18 protein-coding genes are annotated in these 20,250 nt (G+C 64.7%); 12 read left to right on the top strand and 6 right to left on the bottom strand.

All coding sequences use genetic code 11. The annotated features are described in order from the left end of the window. Positions 1–73: 73 nt before the first annotated feature. Positions 74–277 (bottom strand): cold-shock protein, encoded by a 204-nt coding sequence (locus NVV90_RS05285; protein WP_011773907.1) that lies wholly within the window; start codon positions 275–277, stop codon positions 74–76. 359 nt (positions 278–636) lie between these two features. Here NVV90_RS05285 and NVV90_RS05280 point away from each other — a divergent pair, with 359 nt between their 5' ends. Genes NVV90_RS05280 through NVV90_RS05260 form a run of 5 tightly spaced genes read left to right on the top strand, consistent with a single transcriptional unit; the run spans position 637 to position 7,185 of the window. Then, positions 637–2,004: a DUF3375 domain-containing protein gene (locus NVV90_RS05280; protein WP_258440144.1), complete on the top strand. Its 1,368-nt coding sequence runs from the start codon at positions 637–639 to the stop codon at positions 2,002–2,004. Further along, on the top strand, positions 2,001–2,645 hold the full coding sequence (locus tag NVV90_RS05275) for a DUF4194 domain-containing protein (protein WP_258440143.1): 645 nt from the start codon (positions 2,001–2,003) through the stop codon (positions 2,643–2,645). Before NVV90_RS05280 ends, NVV90_RS05275 begins: the two co-directional genes overlap by 4 nt. Next, a complete protein-coding gene (locus NVV90_RS05270) occupies positions 2,642–6,064 on the top strand; it encodes an ATP-binding protein (RefSeq protein ID WP_258440142.1) in 3,423 nt (1,140 codons plus the stop codon). Before NVV90_RS05275 ends, NVV90_RS05270 begins: the two co-directional genes overlap by 4 nt. Further along, entirely contained in the window at positions 6,057–6,695 is a 639-nt protein-coding gene (locus NVV90_RS05265; RefSeq protein ID WP_258440141.1) for a DUF3322 domain-containing protein, read from the top strand. The genes NVV90_RS05270 and NVV90_RS05265 overlap by 8 nt, the downstream gene beginning before the upstream one ends. Next, the gene (locus NVV90_RS05260; RefSeq protein WP_258440140.1) at positions 6,652–7,185 is read left to right on the top strand and encodes a DUF2220 domain-containing protein; all 534 of its coding nucleotides are present in this window, start codon (positions 6,652–6,654) and stop codon (positions 7,183–7,185) included. Before NVV90_RS05265 ends, NVV90_RS05260 begins: the two co-directional genes overlap by 44 nt. Here NVV90_RS05260 and NVV90_RS05255 read toward each other — a convergent pair. Together NVV90_RS05255 and NVV90_RS05250 are read right to left on the bottom strand one after the other, a co-directional pair. Then, entirely contained in the window at positions 7,153–7,479 is a 327-nt protein-coding gene (locus NVV90_RS05255; protein ID WP_258440139.1) for a type II toxin-antitoxin system PemK/MazF family toxin, read from the bottom strand. The genes NVV90_RS05260 and NVV90_RS05255 overlap by 33 nt on opposite strands. Continuing rightward, positions 7,476–7,679 (bottom strand): antitoxin MazE family protein, encoded by a 204-nt coding sequence (locus NVV90_RS05250; RefSeq protein WP_258440138.1) that lies wholly within the window; start codon positions 7,677–7,679, stop codon positions 7,476–7,478. The genes NVV90_RS05255 and NVV90_RS05250 overlap by 4 nt, the downstream gene beginning before the upstream one ends. Positions 7,680–7,793: 114 nt before the next feature. On the opposite strand from NVV90_RS05250, the gene NVV90_RS05245 reads away from it, so the two are divergent. Beyond that, complete coding sequence (locus NVV90_RS05245) at positions 7,794–8,567, top strand: alpha/beta fold hydrolase (RefSeq protein ID WP_258440137.1); 774 nt, start codon at positions 7,794–7,796, stop codon at positions 8,565–8,567. A gap of 41 nt (positions 8,568–8,608) precedes the next feature. On the opposite strand, the gene NVV90_RS05240 is transcribed toward NVV90_RS05245, so the two are convergent. After that, entirely contained in the window at positions 8,609–8,905 is a 297-nt protein-coding gene (locus NVV90_RS05240; RefSeq protein ID WP_258440136.1) for a hypothetical protein, read from the bottom strand. 348 nt (positions 8,906–9,253) lie between these two features. Here NVV90_RS05240 and NVV90_RS05235 point away from each other — a divergent pair, with 348 nt between their 5' ends. After that, positions 9,254–10,348, top strand: coding sequence for a thioredoxin domain-containing protein (locus tag NVV90_RS05235; RefSeq protein WP_258440135.1), 1,095 nt, complete (start codon positions 9,254–9,256; stop codon positions 10,346–10,348). Positions 10,349–10,387: 39 nt separating this feature from the next. Here the strand turns inward: NVV90_RS05235 and NVV90_RS05230 are convergent, their stop codons facing one another. Next, positions 10,388–10,852 carry a MarR family winged helix-turn-helix transcriptional regulator gene (locus NVV90_RS05230; RefSeq protein WP_258440134.1) on the bottom strand — a complete coding sequence of 155 codons (465 nt, stop codon included), beginning with the start codon at positions 10,850–10,852 and terminating at the stop codon, positions 10,388–10,390. A 64-nt stretch (positions 10,853–10,916) separates the two neighbouring features. Between NVV90_RS05230 and NVV90_RS05225 the strand changes: the two genes are divergently transcribed. The 5 genes from NVV90_RS05225 to NVV90_RS05205 all read left to right on the top strand — a co-directional run bounded on the left by NVV90_RS05225 (position 10,917) and on the right by NVV90_RS05205 (position 16,835). Further along, the gene (locus NVV90_RS05225) at positions 10,917–11,279 is read left to right on the top strand and encodes a VOC family protein (RefSeq protein ID WP_258440133.1); all 363 of its coding nucleotides are present in this window, start codon (positions 10,917–10,919) and stop codon (positions 11,277–11,279) included. Positions 11,280–11,320: 41 nt separating this feature from the next. Then, positions 11,321–12,550 (top strand): NAD(P)/FAD-dependent oxidoreductase, encoded by a 1,230-nt coding sequence (locus tag NVV90_RS05220; RefSeq protein WP_258440132.1) that lies wholly within the window; start codon positions 11,321–11,323, stop codon positions 12,548–12,550. A 66-nt stretch (positions 12,551–12,616) separates the two neighbouring features. Continuing rightward, positions 12,617–12,934, top strand: coding sequence for a hypothetical protein (locus tag NVV90_RS05215; RefSeq protein WP_258440131.1), 318 nt, complete (start codon positions 12,617–12,619; stop codon positions 12,932–12,934). A 248-nt stretch (positions 12,935–13,182) separates the two neighbouring features. Next, on the top strand, positions 13,183–15,177 hold the full coding sequence (locus NVV90_RS05210; protein ID WP_258440130.1) for a hypothetical protein: 1,995 nt from the start codon (positions 13,183–13,185) through the stop codon (positions 15,175–15,177). 8 nt (positions 15,178–15,185) lie between these two features. Beyond that, positions 15,186–16,835 (top strand): Hsp70 family protein, encoded by a 1,650-nt coding sequence (locus NVV90_RS05205; protein ID WP_258440129.1) that lies wholly within the window; start codon positions 15,186–15,188, stop codon positions 16,833–16,835. Here NVV90_RS05205 and NVV90_RS05200 read toward each other — a convergent pair. Further along, the gene (locus NVV90_RS05200) at positions 16,828–20,178 is read right to left on the bottom strand and encodes a helicase-related protein (RefSeq protein WP_258440128.1); all 3,351 of its coding nucleotides are present in this window, start codon (positions 20,176–20,178) and stop codon (positions 16,828–16,830) included. The two genes, NVV90_RS05205 and NVV90_RS05200, sit on opposite strands and share 8 nt — an antisense overlap. Between the last annotated feature and the right edge of the window lie 72 nt (positions 20,179–20,250).

Below are 20,250 nucleotides of genomic sequence, written 5' to 3'. Positions count from 1 at the left end.
CCCCGAAAACGGACAAAGCTTAAACGCCGGAAGGGCCGGTCAATGACCGGCCCTTCCTTTGAAAATCCGAAACCTAGATGGCCTGGATGTTTACTGCCTGGGGACCCTTGGGGCCCTGCTCGACGTCGAAGGAAACCTTCTGGTTCTCTTCGAGGGAGCGGTAGCCCGAGGAGTTGATGGCGGAGTAGTGAGCGAAAACGTCCTGGCTGCCATCTTCAGGAGAGATGAAGCCGAAGCCCTTTTCGGAGTTGAACCACTTGACGGTACCTGTAGCCATTTTTTCAGTCCTTACTGAAGGTGGAGGTTGTCCCGACTGTCGGGCCTCCGGTGTGGGGTGTTCTCCACCGTTACTTCAGAAGGTCGCGCTTCAATGAACCGCGGGAACTGCCTGAACTACCAAATGCCAAACACAACAACAGCTACAAGCATACAGAGGTTTTCCCGGATAGCTAGTATCTGGCGAAATTTCGTTGCCACGGATTTTGACGGCAGGCCAATATCATGGAGGAACCCGGGTTGAGCGCCGCGTTCGGGCCGCGGGAACGTGCAACGAAGGACCGGATGGACTACTACGCAATCAACGCCCTGCGTGAGAACCATGCAGGATGGGCCCTGCTTCGAGCTCAAAATGCTCCCTTGGCCGTTTGCTTTTTCATGGCCGCCTTCACGGGGCCCAATCAACGAAACCTCGGCCGCCAACACCTCATCGACATTCTGGATGACGTCCTCTTCGGACTCAGGGAGACGTACGGCGAGGAAAAGTTCCCCCGCCAAGCGAGCGAATACCTTGATGACTGGGCGGCACCTGAACGGTCCTGGCTCCGAAAGTACTATCTGCCGGGCCAGGACGAGCCTCGCTATGACCTCACTCCCGCCGCGGAGAACGTGGTGCGCTGGGCGGAAAGCTTGCGGGGCCGTGACTTCGTGGCCACACAGTCCCGGCTCAGCAGCATCTTCACGGTGCTCAAGACCCTGGTGCAGCAGTCCGAGGCGGACCCGGAAGTCCGGCTCACCGAGTTGCAGCGCCAGCGGGACGAGATCGACGCCGAGATGCAGCGCATCCGCGGCGGCAACATCAAGGTAATGAGCGCGCCCGAGGCCTTGGACCATTTCCAGCAACTCACGGCCCTCGCCAAGGACTTGCTCGCGGATTTCCGGGAGGTCGAACAGAACTTCCGCAAACTGGACCGGCTGGTGCGCGAGCAGATCGCCACGTGGGAGGGCAGCCAAGGCGAGCTCCTCGCCTCGATCTTCGGCAGCCAGCAGGACATCAGCAGCTCCCTGCAGGGCCGCACCTTCCAGGGCTTCTGGGACTACCTGATGTCGCCACAGCTCCGGGCCGAACTCAAGGACCTCCTCCAGCGGGCCACCGAGATCGAGGCACTGGCCGGCGTCGAGAATCTCCACGCAGTGACCGGCCTGCACCAGGACTGGCTTCCCGCCGTCGAGCAGACCCAAGGCACCGTCCGGCAGCTCTCCCAGCAGCTCCGCCGGCTCCTGGACGACAAGGTCTTCCTCGAGAACAAGCGCATCATGCAGCTGATCCGGCGTGTCGAATCCGGTGCGCTGGCTACCCGGCAAGCACCGCCGTCGGGGGTGTTCATGGACCTGGCTGCGCCCTCGGTGGACGTGATTCTGCCGTTCGAGCGGCCGCTCTATGAGGGGAGCCGGAAGGTTCTGGTGATGGACGACATAGTGACGGCCGACGACGGCGACGTTGACGCCGGGGCCCTCTTCAGCCAGTTCCACGTGGACAAGGAGCGGCTGCGCTCGAACATCGACGCCGTCCTGGAGGACGCCGAGCAGGCGACCCTGGCCGAGATCACCGGGGCGTATCCCCTGTCCCAAGGGCTCGCCGAGGTGGTGGCCTATTACCAACTGGCCACGGACTCGGAATGGGCCACCATCAATCCCGAGACCCAACAGCAGCTGAGCTGGACGCTGGCGGACGGCAGCACCCGGGAAGCAACCATCGACCAGATCATCTTTGCGAGGCCGGCATGACCCTTGAAACCAGAGAATCCAACGAGGCACGCACGCCCGAGGAACTTCCCGGCGTCGTCACCAGGCTGTTCAAGGGCGTGCTCTACGCCGAAAACGACGAGAAAGTGTGGCAGTCCCTCCTGGCGCTCGTCTCGCAGGTCCGCGACTACGTGGCCGTGCTCGGATTGGACTTGATCCTGGACCAATCGGAGGGCTACGCGTTCCTGAAGTCGCGCGAGGACCCGGACGGCTCGCTCCCCCGGCTGATACCGCGGCGCCAGCTGACCTTCAACGTCAGCCTCTTGCTGGCGCTGTTGCGAGGGCGGATGCTGGAGTTCGACACCAACTCCAGCGAGCTGCGCCTCATCATGACGGAGCAGCAGATCGCAGACATGGTGTCAGTGTTCCTGCCCGAATCCAGCAACGAGGCCCGCATCCTGGACCAGCTCGGCACCAACATCAAGAAGGTGGTGGAGCTGGGATTCTTGCGGAAGATGCGCGGGCAGCCCGGCACCTACGAGGTGGCCCGCATCCTCAAGGCCTACGTGGATGCCCAGTGGCTCGAAGAGTTCGACGCGCGGCTGTCCGACTACCGTGCGTCCCTCACCGGAGGTCCGGGCGCCGTCGCCCCAACAACCGAAACGGAAGTGGAGGGCGCATGACCGCCGAACTTCAGGACAGCCTGTTCAGCCTGGACCCTGCCGCACCGGTGGACGTCCCGCTGGAGGAAACAGCGCCCGACGGCGGCCTGCCGCCGGGTTTCCGGCTGCACCGTTTGGAGCTGCTCAACTGGGGCACGTTCCACGAAGGCGTGCGGACCTTCCGCCTGGACGGCGCCAACAGCCTGTTGACCGGCGACATCGGATCGGGCAAGTCCACGGTGGTGGACGCGATCACCACGCTCCTGCTGCCCGCCCACAAGATCGACTACAACAAGGCCGCCGGCGCGCAGAAGCGCGAGCGCACCTTGATGTCTTATGTGCGCGGCTTCCACAAGAGCACCCGCAGCACCGGCGGCGAACACTCCAAGCCGGTGGCCCTGCGCCAGCCGGGAACGCTCAGCGTGGTGCTGGGCGTCTTCCACAATGCCATACTGGGCAAGTCGGTCACGCTGGCCATCACGCTCTGGACCATGCAGGAAGCCGGCCAGCCCACGCGCTTCTACTCGCTCGCCGAATCCGATCAGTCCATCGCCGTGGACTTCGCCAACTTCGGCCAGGACCCGGCCAAGCTGAAGAAGAAACTGCGGGCCGCGGGAGTGGCCGTCCACGACACCTTTGAGCCCTACTCGGCAGCGTTCAAGCGGCAGTTCGGCATCAGCGGGAACCAGGCGATGGAGTTGTTCCACCGCACGGTGTCCATGAAGCAGGTGGAGAACATCACCTCCTTCGTGCGCACCAACATGCTGGAGGAGGACAACGTTGGCGAGCGCATCGGTAACCTCATTCACCATTTCGATGACCTGAAAAAAGCCCATGACGCGGTGCTGCGGGCCAAGGACCAGATCGAGCTGCTGCGGCCCATCCAGTCGGGCGCGGCCCAGCATGCGAAGCTGAGCGGCGAGGATGGTCTGGCCCGCTCCCAGCGGGACCAGCTGCACCCGTGGTTCACCACCCAGCGGCTGCAGCTGAGCCTGGAACACCGGAGCGAGCTCGGGAACACCGGCGTCAAGCTGCGCGAGGACAGCAGCCAGCTCGCCACCCAGATCACACAGCTGCGCCACGAGCTCTCCGCCGTCCAGGAAGACATCCGCACCAACGGCGGCGGCCGCCTGGCAGCCATAGACGCCGAGGCCGCCCGGCTGGGCGAGGAATCGCAGCGCCAACGCTTCCGCTTCGAGAAATACGTGGAAGCGGCCACCGATCTTGGCCTCAACGCCCCAGAGGACCGGGTCCTTTTCGATGCCAACCGGAACCGCCTGGCGGAGGTGGAAGCGGAGCTCGTCGCGCTGACAGCCGATCTGCAAAGGAACCGCACCGCACTGACCGTGGACCGTGAAGCGTCCACCAAGCGGGCGGCGGAGCTCGACGCCGAGCTCAGCAGCCTGAAGTCCCGGCAGACCCTGCTGCCGCTCGCCCAACTGGAGCTCCGCCGTCGTCTGTGTGAAGGGACCGGCATCGCCGAGACGGCCCTGCCGTATGCGGGCGAACTATTGCGGGTGCGCGACGGAGAAGCCGAGTGGGAGGGCGCCGCGGAACGGACCCTGCGGGGCTTCGCACTGTCCCTTCTGGTGTCCGCCGAGCACTACCCCGCAGTGAGCTCCTGGGTGGATTCGAACAATCTCCGAGGCCGGCTGGTCTACCTGAAGATCGGCGACTCCCCGCAGGCCAGGACCGCCGAGGCAGGCACGCTGGCAGCGAAGATCGCCGTCAAGCAGGGCACCCCGTTCCGCGACTTCCTGCTGGCCGAGCTCGCCGGCCGCTTCGACTACGTGTGCTGCGCCAGCATGGACGAGTTCCGCCGCTACCCCAAAGCGCTCACCGTCAATGGCCAGCTGAAGGGCGGCCGCGGCAGGCACGAGAAGGACGACCGCAAGGACCTGGCCGACCGCCGCAACTACGTGCTCGGCTGGGACAACCAGGACAAGATCAACCGTTTCCTCGCCGAACAGGATGAGGTGCACGGCAAGGTCCGCAGCATCGATGCCCGGCTGGCCAAGGTGGATGCGGCGATCGAAACCGTCCGATGGCAGAACCAGCAGATCGGCGTCGTCCGCAACACGGGTGACTACGCGGACATCAGCTGGCAGCTCACCGCACGCCGCATCGAGGAGCTCAAGGAGGAAAGGGCCGCCCTCCAGTCGGCCAGCAGCGTGCTGCAGCAGCTCGCAGCCAAGGAAACGGAGCTGCGCGGGCAGCTCCAGCGCCTCGAGGCAAAGTCGGACAAGATCCGGGAACGGCTCGGGGAGAACAACAACGAGTCCAGAAACATCGCGGAGGCGATCGAGGAATGCCAAGGGCTGCTCGCCGAGCAGCCCTTGACCGACAACGCCGGGGTGCTGGCCGCCGTCGAGCAGCTCACCGCCGCAGCACTCGGCGGGAAGACGCTGAACTACAAAAACACCGGCAGCATGGAAAGCGCCGTCCGCTCGGTGCTGACCGCCAGCATTGATGCGCTCGGCAAGCGCATCAACACTGCCGCAGCCAACACCTTACGGCTGATGGGCGACTTCCGGCACAAGTACGCCAACGAGACCGTGGAGATCGACGCCTCGCTGGAGGCCGCCGGGGATTTCAACCGGCTGCTGGAACAGCTCGAGGGCAACGATCTCCCCCGCTTCGAGGCCCGGTTCAAGGAGTCACTCACGCAGAACACCATCCACGAGGTGGTGGCCTTCAATGCCTTCCTGGACAGCCGCAAGCAGGACATCGAGCAGCGGATCAGCGCAATCAATGTGTCCCTGGCGGGGATCGAGTACAACTCCGGACGGCACATCCAGCTGGAGCACCAGGGTTCCACTGACCTGGACGTGCGCCAGTTCGGCATGGACCTGCGGGCCTGTTCCGAGGGGACCATCGGGGACGACGACCAGTACTCGGAGCAGAAGTACCTGCAGGTGGAGCGGCTGATCGAGCGGTTCCGCGGACGCGAGGGCTACACGGCGCTGGACGAGCGGTGGACGTCCAAGGTGACGGACGTGCGGAACTGGTTCACCTTCTCCGCCTCGGAAAAATGGACCGAGACCGGGGAGGAGTTCGAACACTTCACGGATTCGGGCGGAAAGTCGGGCGGGCAGAAGGAGAAGCTGGCCTACACCATCCTGGCGGCCGCGCTGGCGTTCCAGTTCGGGCTCGGGTCCGGGAAGGCGGGCGCGAAGGGCGCCACCAAGGGCCGCAGCTTCCGCTTTGTGGTGATCGACGAGGCTTTCGGCCGCGGCTCGGACGAGTCCGCGCGCTACGGCCTGGAGCTCTTCCAGCGCATGAAGCTGCAGCTGCTGATCGTGACGCCACTGCAGAAGATCCACGTGATCGAACCGTTCGTGGCACACGTGGGCTTCGTAGCGAACAGCAACGGGAACGACTCCCAGCTGCGCAACATGACCATCACCGAATACCGGGAGGAACGGGACCAGCGTGGCTGAGGTTTCCGGCCGGGCACAGGGCTGGACCACCCTCGCTGAGCTGCGCGCCGTCTCACTGAAGGCCTGGGGCAGCGGTGCGCTGCTGCGCGAGCTGCTGGAACCGGGCGGACTGTACCCGCGCCGTCGGCCGTTGAAGCGCCCGACGGCGGCGGGCCTCTTGCGCGATTATGCGGCGGCCCGCGCGTGGGCGGCTGAGTTGTTCGCCGCCGTCGGACATTTCAGCCTGGAGACCGCCGAGGTGGGCCGGACCACGGTTGGGGCCAACCAACTACCCGCGGCGGCCGTCTTCGCTGCGGTGGATGACGAGATCGCGTTCGCGGGGAAGTCCTTGGAGGCGGCCCGGGCCGTGGAGCTCGCCCGGGAGCTGTCTGCGTTGAGCCTGGCCTTCCGGGCGTGGGCGCTGAAGCGGCCGCTCAAACTGTTGGAACTCGGGGACGACGCGCTGACCGCCTCCCGCGTGGCGCTGTGGCTGCAGGACAACCCCGAGCCTGGCATCTACGTGCGGCAGCTGAGCCTGCCCGGGGTGCATACCAAGTTCATCGAAAACCACAGGGCGGTGATCGGCGAGCTGGCGCTGGGGCTGCAACATGGCGCTGCTTGGCCAGGCACGGGACCTGACGGTGACCGCTGAGGCCCTCAGTACGCTGCGGCTGCCTGTCACCAGAGTGCTCATCACGGAGAACCTGGTGAACTTCCTGGCCCTCCCCGAGTGCCCGGGCACGCTGGCGATTTACGGCGGCGGTTACGGCTTCTCGTCGCTGCGGGACGCCCAGTGGCTGCGGGACTGTGAGGTCCTGTATTGGGGCGATCTGGACACCCACGGGTTCCGGATCCTGGACCAGCTCCGCGCGGTCCATCCGCACGTGGCGAGCGTGCTGATGGACGAGGCCACGTTGCTGGCCCACCGCGATGTCTGGGGCACCGAGCCGTCGCCGTCGAAGGCTGTGTTGAGCCGGCTGACGGCCGAAGAGTCCGCGCTGCACGACGGGCTGCGCCATGACTCGTTTGGAACCGCGATCAGGCTGGAGCAGGAGCTGATCCGCTGGGACTGGGCGGTGGAGCGGCTCGGGACTGATGCCGGACGACAGTCAGCGGCCGAGGCCGAGAAAAACGATCAATGACTGCTCAACAGCGACCATTGTCTTTGAATCTATTCTTCCTATCCGCTGCCCGAGATTGACTCGCCGTACCGTTGTGAGCTTGTCGATCATGATCTGGCTGACACGCTCCAGCCCGGTCAACTGCCCGGGATCCACCGTCAGCCTCAGCAATGGGGCATCCGTCAGGTGCGACGTCAACGGCAGAAGGGTCACCGACTCGGAGGCCTCAAACAGATCGTCCTGGATGATGAGAGCAGGCCTGGGCTTTTGCGCATATGTTCCACCTGACACAGTCCACAGCTCGCCCCTATTCACTCCGGCCAGTCTTCCGAAATCTGCTCTATGAAGTCCTGGTCATCGCCGGCCCGGTCAGAAGCCGCGACGGCTAGTGACTGGCGGCGCGCCTCACGCCGAAATTCTTCCGTGCGGGCGTCCGGCACCCACACCTGAATCTGTCGAAATCCTCGCTCGCGCATGGCGGCCCGATGGCGGGCAACGCGATCCTTTACGCTCATGAATCAATGTTACATGTAACACACGATGACTGTCATGATCTGGCACGGAACCCCGTGAAGTCCTAGGCCAGGAGGCCTCCCCCACAGCCCCCTCGCCAGGCGTAGAGTTCAGACATGGAACCCATCCGGGCCATTCTTCTTCCCGGGAGCGTCCTCCCGGCCCACCTGGCGTATGACGCGCTGATCGAGGCGTTGGGGCCGGACGTCGATGCCGTCACGAAAGACCTCGAGCTCTACGCCGGCGACCAGCTGCCGGACGGCTGGACCTTGGATGCCGAGGTTGATGGCGTCCTGAGGGAAGCCGACGCCCGGGGCTGGGACACGTTCCACCTGCTGGGTTATTCGGGCGGCGGGGCCGCGGCCCTGGCGTTCGCCGCGAAACACCCGGACCGGCTTCTCAGCCTGACGCTGCTCGAGGCGGCCTGGGCCGGAAACTGGGGCTGGAGCGCGGCCCATACGCGGTTATGGCAGGACTACACCGCGCTGGGCTCCTTGCCGCCTGAGCAGTTCATGGCCGGCTTCATGAGGCTGTCAGTGAAGCCCGACGTCGTCCTTCCGCCTCCGCCGGAGGGCGACCCGCCGCCGTGGATGGCCAAGCGGCCGGCGGGGATCAGGGCGTTTCTGCGGACGTTCGAGGACTACGATCTGGACCGTGGGAGGCTGGCGGCCTTCCGCCGGCCTGTGTTCTTTGCGCTCGGGGGGCTGAGCAACCCGGACGACTACGGCGAGATCGCGACTCGCTTGACGTCGGTGTTCCGGGATTTCCGGCTGGAGGTCTTTGAGGACCGCCACCATTTCGATCCCCCGCACCGGATCGAGCCTGCACGGCTCGCCGACTTGCTGCGCGAGCACTGGGAACGGGCAGACCGCGTGGTTAGAGCTGGGTGAGCCGCCCGCGGTAGCCACCCGGAACTGCTCGCTCGAGGATCCTATGCGGCGCGCTGTTCCGGCTGTGCCGGTTCTTCGGGGATGGGAGTCTCCGCAGGGATCGAGGCGCTGCCGGGACGGTCCCATTCGCGATGTTCGCGCGTCTCCCCGTAGGGGACGTCGGGGCTGAGGGCAACGGTGTACCGGTTGTATCCGTGCTGGGTGACCAGGATGCCGCACACGCGCTCCTGCATGGCCTGGGTGAGGAGGGTCTCGACGGCGGCGTTCAGTTCGGTTTCGAGGGTGCCCGGGTCGTAAGCAGTGATTTCCAGGACGACGACGGGGAGTTGCTTGATCATGATGGTTCTCTCTTTCGAGGCTCCGGTTGCGTCGGGATGTCAGGGATGGGCCACTTCGGGAAGGGTAAGCAAACGAGGTGGAAGACAAGATTTTCGCGAAGTGCGCCCGGCATTCGATGATGGGGCGGTGGCCGGCCTTGTAGGTCAGGCGGGCGGGACCCGGGAGGTGTATGCCTCGTGGATCCAAGGACAGTCTTGCTGACTGCGCGCCGCGAACGCAAGTGGAAACGCAGGAATTTTCTAGCGGGTCTGCAGCCGCCACACCCTGCCGTGGGCACTGCACACGGGTCTATGCTCTGACCATTGGGGGGAGCGAAGTGCTCCTGCACACCGGAAGGAGCACTTCGGATGAGTGACTACCAGCCACCCGGCCCAAGCCCCTGGCCTCCCCCGCCGACCAGGGCCTCCGAGAGGCAGTCCAGCCCCTGGCCCGACCCGTGGCAGGCCTATCCCCCGCCGCCGTCGCTGCCTCCGCGCACCGAACCGCTGGCTATCGCCTCGCTTGTCTGCTCGTTCTTCATCTGCCTGCTCGGCATCGTCTTCGGGCACATCGCCCTCTCGCGGATCAGGCGCAGCGGCGACGGCGGCCGAGGTCTCGCCGTCGCCGGCCTGGTGATCGGCTACACCGCTCTCGCGGCTGGCACCATCGCGGCCATGGTCGCTGTGACGCTCCTGGCCTCCGGGATGATGACCGCGGGGACCTGGACCGGGAGCGCCCCCACTCCCACTCAATTCCGGCTCCCGGACCAAGGGCCGAGCCCTGCGAACATGAACGCCAACGGCGGCATCACGTTAGGTGTCGGCAGCGAAGTGGTCCCGGCCCCCGCGTCGAACGTCGACGCCGGCACCCTCCCCTCCCCCGACCCGGCCGCCCCGACGTTTGGTGTTCCGAACGCGCCCGGGATGGAGCCAGCGCCCGTGGGGCAGCCGGCCAAGGTGGTGGTGTACGTGGATTTTGCCTGCCCGGCGTGCGCCGAGTTCCACGAATCCTACGGGCCTACCCTTGATCGCCTGCGCAACGAGGGGCAGATCACGGTCGAATACCGCCCCGTCACCTTCCTCGACACTCGGTCCCCCAACAGGTACTCGTCGCGTGCGGCCGCCGCGGCTGCTTGCGTCGCCGACGCGCACCCTGACAGGTATGCGGACTTCTTCTCGCGGTCGTACGTCGAGCAGCCGGCCGAGGGATCCTCGGGCCTGAGCAACCAGGAGCTGAAGTCCCTCGCGGCGGCGGCCGGAGCCGATGCGGCCAAGTGCATCGACGGCGGCACCTACCTCGCGTGGGCGAGGTACTCCAACAGGCTGGCCCTCGACAGCGGGATCAACAGGGTCCCGATGGCGTTCGTCGACGGCGAGCGGTGGGGCGGCGGCACATCGACCGGATTGGACTTCGCCCAGTTCCTCCAGGCGGAGCTCAGCACCCGCGGTAGCGTTGGCTCATAGCGGGGCGTCCGCTGCTTGCGGACTGAGGCCCGCCCGGCGTCACGCAGTAGTTTGCCTTGGCAAGGCTTGCAGTGAAGCCACGCATGTCCTCAACATCCCTTGAAGCTGTTTCTGCTCGTCGTCAGTAAGGCCCGATCGCATGGTGTCCTCCACAGCCCTGACTGCAGCACTGGCGGCTTCGAGCTGCCGCCGGCCATGCTCCGTCAGTTCAGTCGGCAGTACCCGTCCGACCGAAGCCTCGGCAGCCCGGGAGACAAGGCCCTCCCGCTCCAGTGCCTGCAACAGGACGTTCATCGACTGCCGGGACACAAAGGCGCCCCTCGCCAGCTCGGAGTTGGACAGCCCTGGCCGCTGAGCAAGGAGCTCAAGGCATGCGTAATGGGTGATGCTCATGCCAAGCGGCCGCAACACGCCCTCCATTGCCGTGCGCAGCGCACTCGCCGCCTCCTTCAGGAGATATCCGAGCGAGGTATCGAGGTTGATTCCGGTTCCGTCTTGACCCATGTCAATATTCTGACATACCCTCCTTATGTCAACTAACTGACACTAACTAACTAAGGAGTTCCCCATGCCGGTCACCGGACCCGACTTCGTTTCCATCCAGGTGCGCGACCTCGCAGCGTCTGCCGCGTTCTACGAGCAGCACCTCGGGCTGACCCGTTCCCAGGCGGGGCCACCGCACGCGGTGGTATTTGACACCAAACCGGCCGCGTTCGCAGTCCGGGACCTGGCGCCGGGTGTCAGCCTTGCCTCCACGCCGCAGCCTGGCCTCGGCATCGGATTGTGGTTGCACGCCACTGACACGCAAACGATCCACGACAAATTGGCGGCTGCCGGTACCGAAATCGTCGTCGAGCCATTCGACGGCCCGTTCGGGCGTACCTTTACCTTCGCCGATCCCGACGGATACCAAATCACCCTCCACGAGTAGGAAGGCTCCCGCGCTCGAAGCACTCGGCGTAAAGTTTGGCCATGGACACGGTCATCATCGGTGGCGGCCAAGCGGGACTTGCGACGAGCTACTTCCTCAGCCGGGCCGGCGTCGAGCACGTGGTCCTGGAACGGCGGGCCGCGCTGGGTGGCGCGTGGCAGGACCGCTGGGACGCGTTCGTCCTGAACACGCCGAACTTCTCCCTGGACCTGCCCGGAATGCCGTACTCCGGCACGGAGCCGGAGGCGTTCATGGCGCGGGACCGCGTGGTGGACTACTTCCGGGACTATGCACGGAGGATCGCTGCCCCGGTCCGGACCGGCACGGATGTCACGCGGCTCGCGGCGTCGGACGGCGGCTTCAGCGTGGAGACGTCTGATGGTAGCTGGCAGGCACGCAAGGTGGTGCTGGCGACGGGCGCGTACCAGGTGCCGAAGGTCCCGGCCCTGGCTGCGGCCCTCCCGGAGGGCGTCCTGCAGCTCCACACCCACGACTACCGCAATCCGGAGCAGCTGCCCGATGGTGCCGTGCTGATTGTGGGGACGGGGCAGTCGGGCGGGCAGATCGCCGAGGAGCTGCACGCGGCCGGCCGCGAGGTGCATCTGGCGGTGTCCGCGTGCCCGGAGGCGCCGCGCCGGTACCGCGGGCACGACATCATCTATTGGATCCTGCAGGCTGGCATCCACGGGCCCGAGTACGGGCTCAACGCCCTGACGGTGGAGCAGCTGCCCTCCCCCGCGGCACGGTTCGCCTGCAACCCGCTACTGTCCGGCGCCGACGGCGGCCACGACATCCACCTCCGCGAGCTGGGCCGCCAGGGCATGCGCCTGCACGGCCATCTGGAAGCAGCCAACGACGGCGTACTCACCTTCACGGACGACCTCCCCGAACGCTTGGCCGCGGTGGAGTCCGGGTTCGGCCAGCGGATGGGCAGGGCGCTGGACGCCTACATCGCCGCTGCGGGGATCGACGCGCCTGAAGCTGAGCCGGTGCCGGCGGACGACTGGCTGCCCGCCTCGTCACCGCGCCTCGATCTCGCCGCCGAGAACATCACCTCGGTGCTGTGGGCCACGGGCTACAAGCTAGACCTGGGCTTTGTGGATCTTCCGGTTCTGGACGCGTGGAGTTATCCGCGCCAGGTCCGCGGCGTGACCGAACACCCGGGGCTGTATGTGGTGGGCCTCCCGTGGTTGACGGGCCACTACTCGTCGATCGTCGGCGGCGTGGGCGTGGATGCCGAGTACGTTGCGGGGCGGGTGGCTGACCGGTGAGCTTTGGCGCTTATTGCTCCCCGCGGGCACCGGGACGCCTGCCGGGTTGCGCGGGATAATTGATACATGGCCGATCAGGATCATGACCTTTGGGCTGAGTTCGACAATCTCGAGCCCGCAGGCCCGGACCTCGTCGAGGGACGCCCCGGCGGCGTGTCCCAGGGCTTCGGCCTCCGCACGGGCGTGCGCAGCGCCAAGGTGGCCCTCGGCTTCGCCATCTATGCCCTGGCCCTTGGAACCACGACGGTCCTGATCGGCGCCATCGTTTTCGCCGGCCAAGGCGAGTGGCTGCTGCTCGGGTTGCTGGTGCTGATCGAGGCCGTGTTTGTGTATGGCTTCAGGCAGCTGCTGCGACAGGTGCGGAACCGGCGGGCCGGGCTGTAAGGCGGCAGGGGACAGCGACCGCCCACTCCCTCCGGGCTCACCAGCAACTTGACCGCCCTGACCTTGCGGCTGATCAGGGTGTCGAAGCCCTGCTCCACCGAGTGCTCCGGTGCGATCCGGCCGGTGATAAACGGTTTGAGTTTCTCTGTGCCCTCCTGCACCATCCTGATTACGGCGGGGTGGTCCCGCTTCTGCCTGACGATGGTGGCGGGTCGGGTTGAAGCCGGTGCTGTGGATAGAATACGCGGGTGAAAGCGCCTCAGGTGGTCATGGACCTCGATAAGAAATCTCGGGTGGTCCTCCGAGAGGGACTCCTCGTCGACCGCAAGGGTGCTGAGGTCACTGTTCTTTGGAGTGACGGGTCAACCGATGATGTCCGGCTCGGCGCTGATGGGGACCACATTCTATTTGCCACCCCGGCCGGTGGGCTACGCCACCGAAAGTACGTCGACCCGGTTGCCACCTCGGAGCTCGTGCGCTCGTCGCCTGCACAGGCTTTCGCGTTCGCCCTCCTCGACTCTGCGAAGCCGGTGTCGAGTAAAGACCTCATCGCGCGTGTCGAGGAGGTCTTCACCGGGGATGTCAGTGCCCTGTGGAAGCGGGCTCGCCTGACTTTCGAGGCGAACGAGAATGTCAAGGCATCGGGTAAGGGTGCGAGCCTCAAGTACATCTGGGCGGGGCAGGCTCCGCTCGATGCAATTTCAGCTGACGTAGCCGCCCAAATGCGCGGAGGGACAGCTTTGAAAGAGAACACCGTGACGGTGGAACTCGATGCCGGAAATGCCGAGCGAGGCGGTGACGCTGCTCCGCAGGTCGCCGATGGCGCTGAGGGCGGGCAAATCCACCCGGCTGTCGAACTCGTCCATGCGACTTCGGTCTCAGGCCAACTGCCTGAGAACTGGGCTCGGCTACTGGGTATTGCCCTACGTAATCCTTTGGCAGCTGGGCTCGCTGTGGACTCGCTGTCCGATGATGCGCTTCAAGCTGCCGTTCCGGCGCTCGGTCGAGCTGCTTTGATCCTGCAGGCCCTGCCGAGGGAGAGCAAGACGATCAAGGCAATTGATGCGGTGCAATTGGCGGGACCCGAGGGTGCGGCCGCTCTAATAGATGCGGCAGACGCCGAGTTGCGCGGTCTTGAGCCGGCGTCTGCCAGCGCCCAGGAGCTACGGCACGCCAAAGACTTCCTGATTCGGAGGCTATTGAGCTCGCCCTCGGTTGGTCTCCTCAGCCTGGACACCGTCCTTCGTGCCACCCGCGAGATGGAAACGCCGAAAGATGCTGCGAAGAAGGGTGAGTGGGTCGCGGGGCTTTTGGCGACCGTCATAAGCGCGATGGATCAGGACTCCTGGAAGAATCTCGCTCTCCAGGACAAGTCTGCGGTGGCCCGGCGACTCACGTCCGTTCCGCTGAACGCAGCCGGCTCAAGGGCCCGCGTGCTGGGGTGGATCTGGCGCAATCATCCAGCAGATCTCGCCGACGAAATGTGGTGGCGGGACGTGGAGTTTGACGATCTGGCTTCGGTCGCCACCACGCCCTTGGCCAGCGCGCTCGAGAGCGATGCCATAGCGTCCGCCATAGTCAAGCCCTTGGTGGTCAAGAGGCTCGCGTCAGCCACGACGAGGCGTCAGCTGCTCACGTCGCTCGCCGCCCCCACCGCACTTGCTCGCCTCATGGATGAAAGTGCCGTTCAGCAAGCGTTCGACCGAGTCCTACGGGATGACAACATCGGCCGGGCCTGGCTTGTACGTCTCAGGAATGAGACACGGATATTCGAGCTTGCTCACCAAGTAGAGGCCCTCACTCGCCAGGCGAAGGAAAAGACGGAGCTGCTCGGCAAGGCCCAGGAAGCCGTGCGGTTAAGTGATGACCGGCTGCACCGCATGGAGGCACGACTTAGTGAGGCCGCCGCGAGCACCAACGAGCTTCGCGAATCTCAGTCGCGCCAGATCCGGATCGATGTCATGCGCGCCTTTGCGGGGCTCTGCGCGTACGTCGACGGGGCTGCCGACAGCCAGTCCGCTCAGCGCGTCCGGGAGCGGGTACGTCGGATGGCCGCCCGTGAGGGACTGACTCCGTCAGGTGTCCCAGGCCGGACGGAGCCCTATGACCCACAGCGTCACGATGTCGTCGGGGAGCCGCCACTGCCCAACACACCAGTGACTGTCACCGGCATCGGATATACATTGGGCGAGGGGGCCGATGAGATCGTTCTCGTGCGCGCGCTCGTTGAACGAACTTATTAGGAGTTGGATTGGCTCGAGAGCAGTTTCTGGGTGTCGACTTTGGCACGACCACGACACTGATCGCTGAAAGCCTGCCGGCGGGCAGGCCGACGGTGATCCCAATCGGTCACGCCGAATCGTGGATGCCCTCCGCTGCTGCGGTCAGCGCTGACGCCTTGGTGGTCGGCGAGGACGCACTCACGCACAATCCCGCCGCTCTGATCACTTCGGTCAAGCGCTGCATCACCGGACGCGCGGTAGTCGCGCGAAGCGCCGACGGTTCCGTCGAACGCAACGCCGACGAGGTCATCGGCGCGGTCCTTCGCGAGATCGCGAACCGTGCCCGCGCTGATCGGCTCCCCATCTCCGATAAAGGAGTCACGCGATTCGGCTGCCCTGCAATGTGGGACGCGGATCAGCGTGAACGGTTGCTCGGCCTCGCCGAGACGGCGGGCTTCAGCGTCGGCCCCTCGACTCTGATTGATGAGCCGATCGCCGCTGGACTGAACTGGATCGGCTGGCGAACGCAACAGAGGGAGTACTTCGACGAAGAGCGCGTGCTCGTGTTCGACATGGGCGGAGGAACGCTCGACGTCGCCGTCCTTGACGTCACGACCGGCCCGCTCAGGGATCCCGAAATCTACGTCCTCGCCTCAGACGGCCTCAACGAGGCCGGTGACGTGCTCGACGGAACGATCGTCGCTGACTTGGAGATCGCTCTCCGCGAGCAAGGGATCGAGCTCGAGGCGTTGCCCGACGCTGATCTCGCGAGGGCTTATCTGATGCGCGCAGCAGCTGAGGCGAAGGTTGACCTCTCGACACACAACGAGACGCAGGTGCATGTCGGCTATCAGGCCGGCAACCTGCCCAGCCTGCAATACACCCGCGAGCAGCTGGAGGATGCCATGCGTCCGCAACTGGAACGCGCCTGGTCCCTGATCACCTCGACCCTGCGCGCATCATACCTGACCCGTGCCGAAGGTGCGGTCACTTCTGCCCTGCGCCAGATTTCGGAAGAGAGCCTCACCTCAAACGTTCATCACGTTCTCCTTGCCGGGGGCATGAGCCGCGCCTCCGCGGTGGAGAAGTTCCTTAGCAGGAAGCTACCCACCGCCAGGGTCCACACCTTCCCCGGCAGGAACGGCGCGCAGGAGGCGATCGTTGCGGGGCTTGCCGAGAACACTTCCTACGAGCAGGTGAATCTGCATCGTCCCGCCTTCGACTTCGTGCTCGAGTTCTCGGCGGCAGGCGGGGACCTGACCCGTGTGCCGCTCTACCGAGCACACACGAAGCTCTACGAATGGTGGCAAGCACTGAGCCGGGACCGGCTCAGATATGAGTGGCCAGACGGCGCCACCGCGGTCAATCGCGATTCAGCTCGATCATTGCCAGCAACTGGCTACGGCCGCCTCGCTGTCTATGCGATGGACGGAACGCCGGTCGATCTGCGGTATGAGGAGACCGATGTGCCTGGATTGAAGGTTGCCTTCGGCCATGGTGGTGTCCGCTTCGCTCTGTCCACGGAAGGGCACGTCAACATCACCGATGGCCGCGGAACGAGTCAGTCATTCCGCGTCACGCGCTGGCCTGTGCTCACGGGCGGTTTCGCCCGCCTTGCCCTTCCTGTCAAGGAGCCGGACTGGCAGCCAATGGAACGCCGTTGGTGGGACGTCAAGTAGCCGGACCGACGAGCTCAATCACTGCGACCGTCCTGCGGCTCATCGAGAAGGCCCGCTGCTCCTCCAGCTCGGCCTCAAGCTGCTCGAGGTCCTGACCGAGGTTGCGGATGCGACCTTCTGCCATCCGGATGACCCTCGGATCGCGTTCTCGCTCCATAACGACGTCCAACGTTGCTCTCGCCTTAAGGATCTTGACCTGAAGACTCGCCTTGCGCGCGTCGAGGCGGGCCCCTACCAACGCCTCGTTGTCCAAACGCCTGCGTGACTCCTCCTCACGGTGCCGAGCCCAGCTGACCTCCTTAAGCGAAATGAGGAAGGGCTCCATCGGCGTTGGCGTGGCACCAGTAGCTTCCTCCAGCGATCCGTTCGCCACGGCCTCCAGCAACTGAACGCCGATGTCCGGTGCAACGGCCCCGGTCTGGATATCGATCGCCGTTGACCACAATTCCTTGGTCGGCCTCACGCCGGTCGACGCTACCAAGTCCACCGTGACGGCATAGCGAGTACCGGACGGCAGCGTCGCAAGCCTGCCTATGCCGTAACGATGCAACCCGAGCCCGTCCTGTTCCAGTTGGTGCACTGCCACGTCAACGATGGGATGTCGGAGAGATAGGAGTTCCACGTCTCGCGTGCTTGCCAGGTCGGCGTCGAAGGTCACTTCGATTGGTTCTCCGTTGCGGATACGACCTTGGAACAGCATCGCTGACCGACGGCTCGCTCCCTGGGTGCCTCGAAAGCGATAGATGAGGTCGGAGAGCTCATTGCTTCCCCGCAATAGCAGGATGCCCGGACGCTCCGACTTCTCCAGCTTGCCTCCAGTGGCTCGCAGCATGCGCTCAATGAGGGTGCGCACTTCTGTCGTTCCGACATACCGCCCGTCCACTGGCCCTGATTCCGAGAGGCCTTCCACCTGCATCTCATCAATCGTGGACAGAGTGGCGCGCTCCTCATTCAGTCGCCGAAGATTCGCCGCCCTCGTCTCGATTGCCGTTGCGATTTCTTCCGCTCGCTGCCTACGCTGGGAGTCGTCCAGTCGCGGATCAAGGATTTGGTTAGCTAGGTCACGGAAGTCGTCCCTGAGGATGGGCTCGAGGTCTCCAATGGAGTTCTGAAATACGCCGATTCGGGTGTATAGGCGTTCCAAGATGTCGGACTCGATCGTCCCCGGCACATGCATGTTGAGGATAAGGACCTTCTCGTGCTTTTGGCCGAATCGGTCCAAACGACCGATTCGCTGCTCGACTCGCATGGGGTTCCAGGGCAGGTCGTAGTTCACCAGTACGTTGCAGAACTCGAAGTCCAGACCCTCCGATGCCACCTCGCTCGCAATGAGGAAGTCGAATTTCCCATCGCGAAAGGCATCGATGATGGGCTGGCGATCCACCATGCGGATACCGCCGTGAAGCTGCTCGACCCGGAAGTCTGAGCTCAGGCGTTCTGCCAGGTACGCGATGGTCCCGCGAAAGGTGGAGAAGATCAGTGCCTGACGCAAGCCTTGTTCGCGCAAGTGCGTGAGCCGCTCCAGCAGGGCTTCAAACTTCGAGTCCTCGCCATGCCACTCGAAGGATGTCCAGTCCTCGCGCATTTCCGCCAGGTCCTCTTCGCCATACTCCTCGTCGTAGTCCTCCACCGAGCGCGCGAACTGGTCTGCGTTGGCAGAGAGTCGCGCCTGCATGGCGGGCAGGCAGCTCGCGACCTGGCGCAGCGGCATCTGCATGGCGAAGCCGGGTGGCGTTCCGTGCGCGCGAGCCCGGGACATGAAGTGGTCGACGACGCGGTCGTAGAAGCCCTTCTCGTCCGGCGACCAGGTCACGGCTACCTGATGGGGTTCACGCACGGCCTTGGCGTCAGGTACATCCACCTTCCGGGTCCTCGAGAGCACGCCACTCAAAGTGTTCAGCTCGGAAACGAGGCGTTTGACTTCGGCCCGTGGGCCAGCTGCCAAGGGTGCAGCGGTGTCAAGAAGCTCCTCTAGGCGCGCGTAGTCCGGGCGGCTCGACACGGCGCGGCCGAAGGGCAGTGTCTTAATCGACCGCAGGTGGTGGCGCAGGGCTGAGCCGGATGAGCCGTGAGAGATGCCGCGTTCGATCGCGTTGAGGTGCTGATTCGGCTCGAGCTGCATATGGAAGATTTGGGAGTCCTGGTACATGCCATCGTCGAGCAGAGTCAGCAAGTTGTACAGGTCGTCCGAGCGCAGGTTGATGGGGGTGGCCGACAAGAACAACAAGTGATCGGCCCAATCGGACAGCAACCCGCCTAGCAGGTTCGACCTCGTGCCGGTATTGCGCAACACATGGGCCTCGTCGACGATGACCAGATCAAATCTCGGTCGGATCCGGGTCAGCTGCTCGAGCACGTCGCTCGCACTGCGGAGGGACTCCACCGAGATGATCGCGTGGAGTTCCGGGTCCCGACCGGCGAGGAGATCTTCGGCGAGGTCAGCCAGCTTGCGAGGCTTGATAACCTCAAGGTCACGGTCGAAACGCCGGCTCATCTCCATGCGCCACTTGTGAGTCAAGGAGGAAGGCGTGACCACGAGCGTGCGACGAAGCGGTGACCTCTGCTCCAGCTCGCTCCACACCAGTCCCGCCTCGATTGTCTTTCCGAGACCCACCTCGTCCGCCAGAAGTAGCCGCCCGGTCGGAGAGTTGAGGATCTTGAGCGCAGGGATGAACTGGTAGGCACGAAAGACCGTTTTTGTCGCTCGGTAGGAGTACAGGGTGTTCGAGAGCGGCTCGCGCAACTTCGTCCACGTCAGAGTCATTGCGATCTCCCGTGCCGAAGCGGGTGCCGAGGTTACCCAGAAGGCTGGATCGCGTGGGTCTCCATCCACCTTCTGGAGGGACTCTGGCGCGACGTGCTGAGACTCCCCGTCGATACTCACCTCAATCACGTAACCAGCGCGCGTGCGAGTAACCCGCCGCACCCGACCAATGCGATCGGACCCGAGCACCTTCACGACATCCTCGGGCGCAAACGAACTTGTGCCGATGAAGGGCAGAGCGTCCTCCCACTGCTCAACCAGGTCCTCTCGAGCCTCCGCGAGGTGACGCATCCCTCCGTCCGCAGTGAATCGATGGCGGGCGGTTCCATTTGGCCTTTCTTGGCCCTCTCCGCGGATGACGAGGGCCTCCCATCGACCCTTGCGGTAGATCCCGTACACACCGTTGAAGAGATTGCCGCCGGAATATCCGGGCGGGAGCTGACGGACGTCGGCGTCGAGCGCTTCCAACTCTTCGACGTCCAGCCCTGTAAGTTCGCCTCGAACGAGGACCCGCTGGGCTCCGATCTCTTTCAGCCAAGCAAGCCCAGATTTCAGGCCACGATAGACCAGGTCATCCATCGACATCAGACTCGGACCTCCCTCGTAGGGATCTGCCCCGAGTTTGGCTGACGCTCGGGGATTTAATGGTGA

The sequence above is a fragment of the Arthrobacter sp. CJ23 genome (assembly GCF_024741795.1).
Lineage (GTDB): Bacteria > Actinomycetota > Actinomycetes > Actinomycetales > Micrococcaceae > Arthrobacter.
The sequence above is the reverse complement of the archived record's forward strand: the minus strand, read 5'-3'. Positions and strand labels throughout refer to the sequence as shown.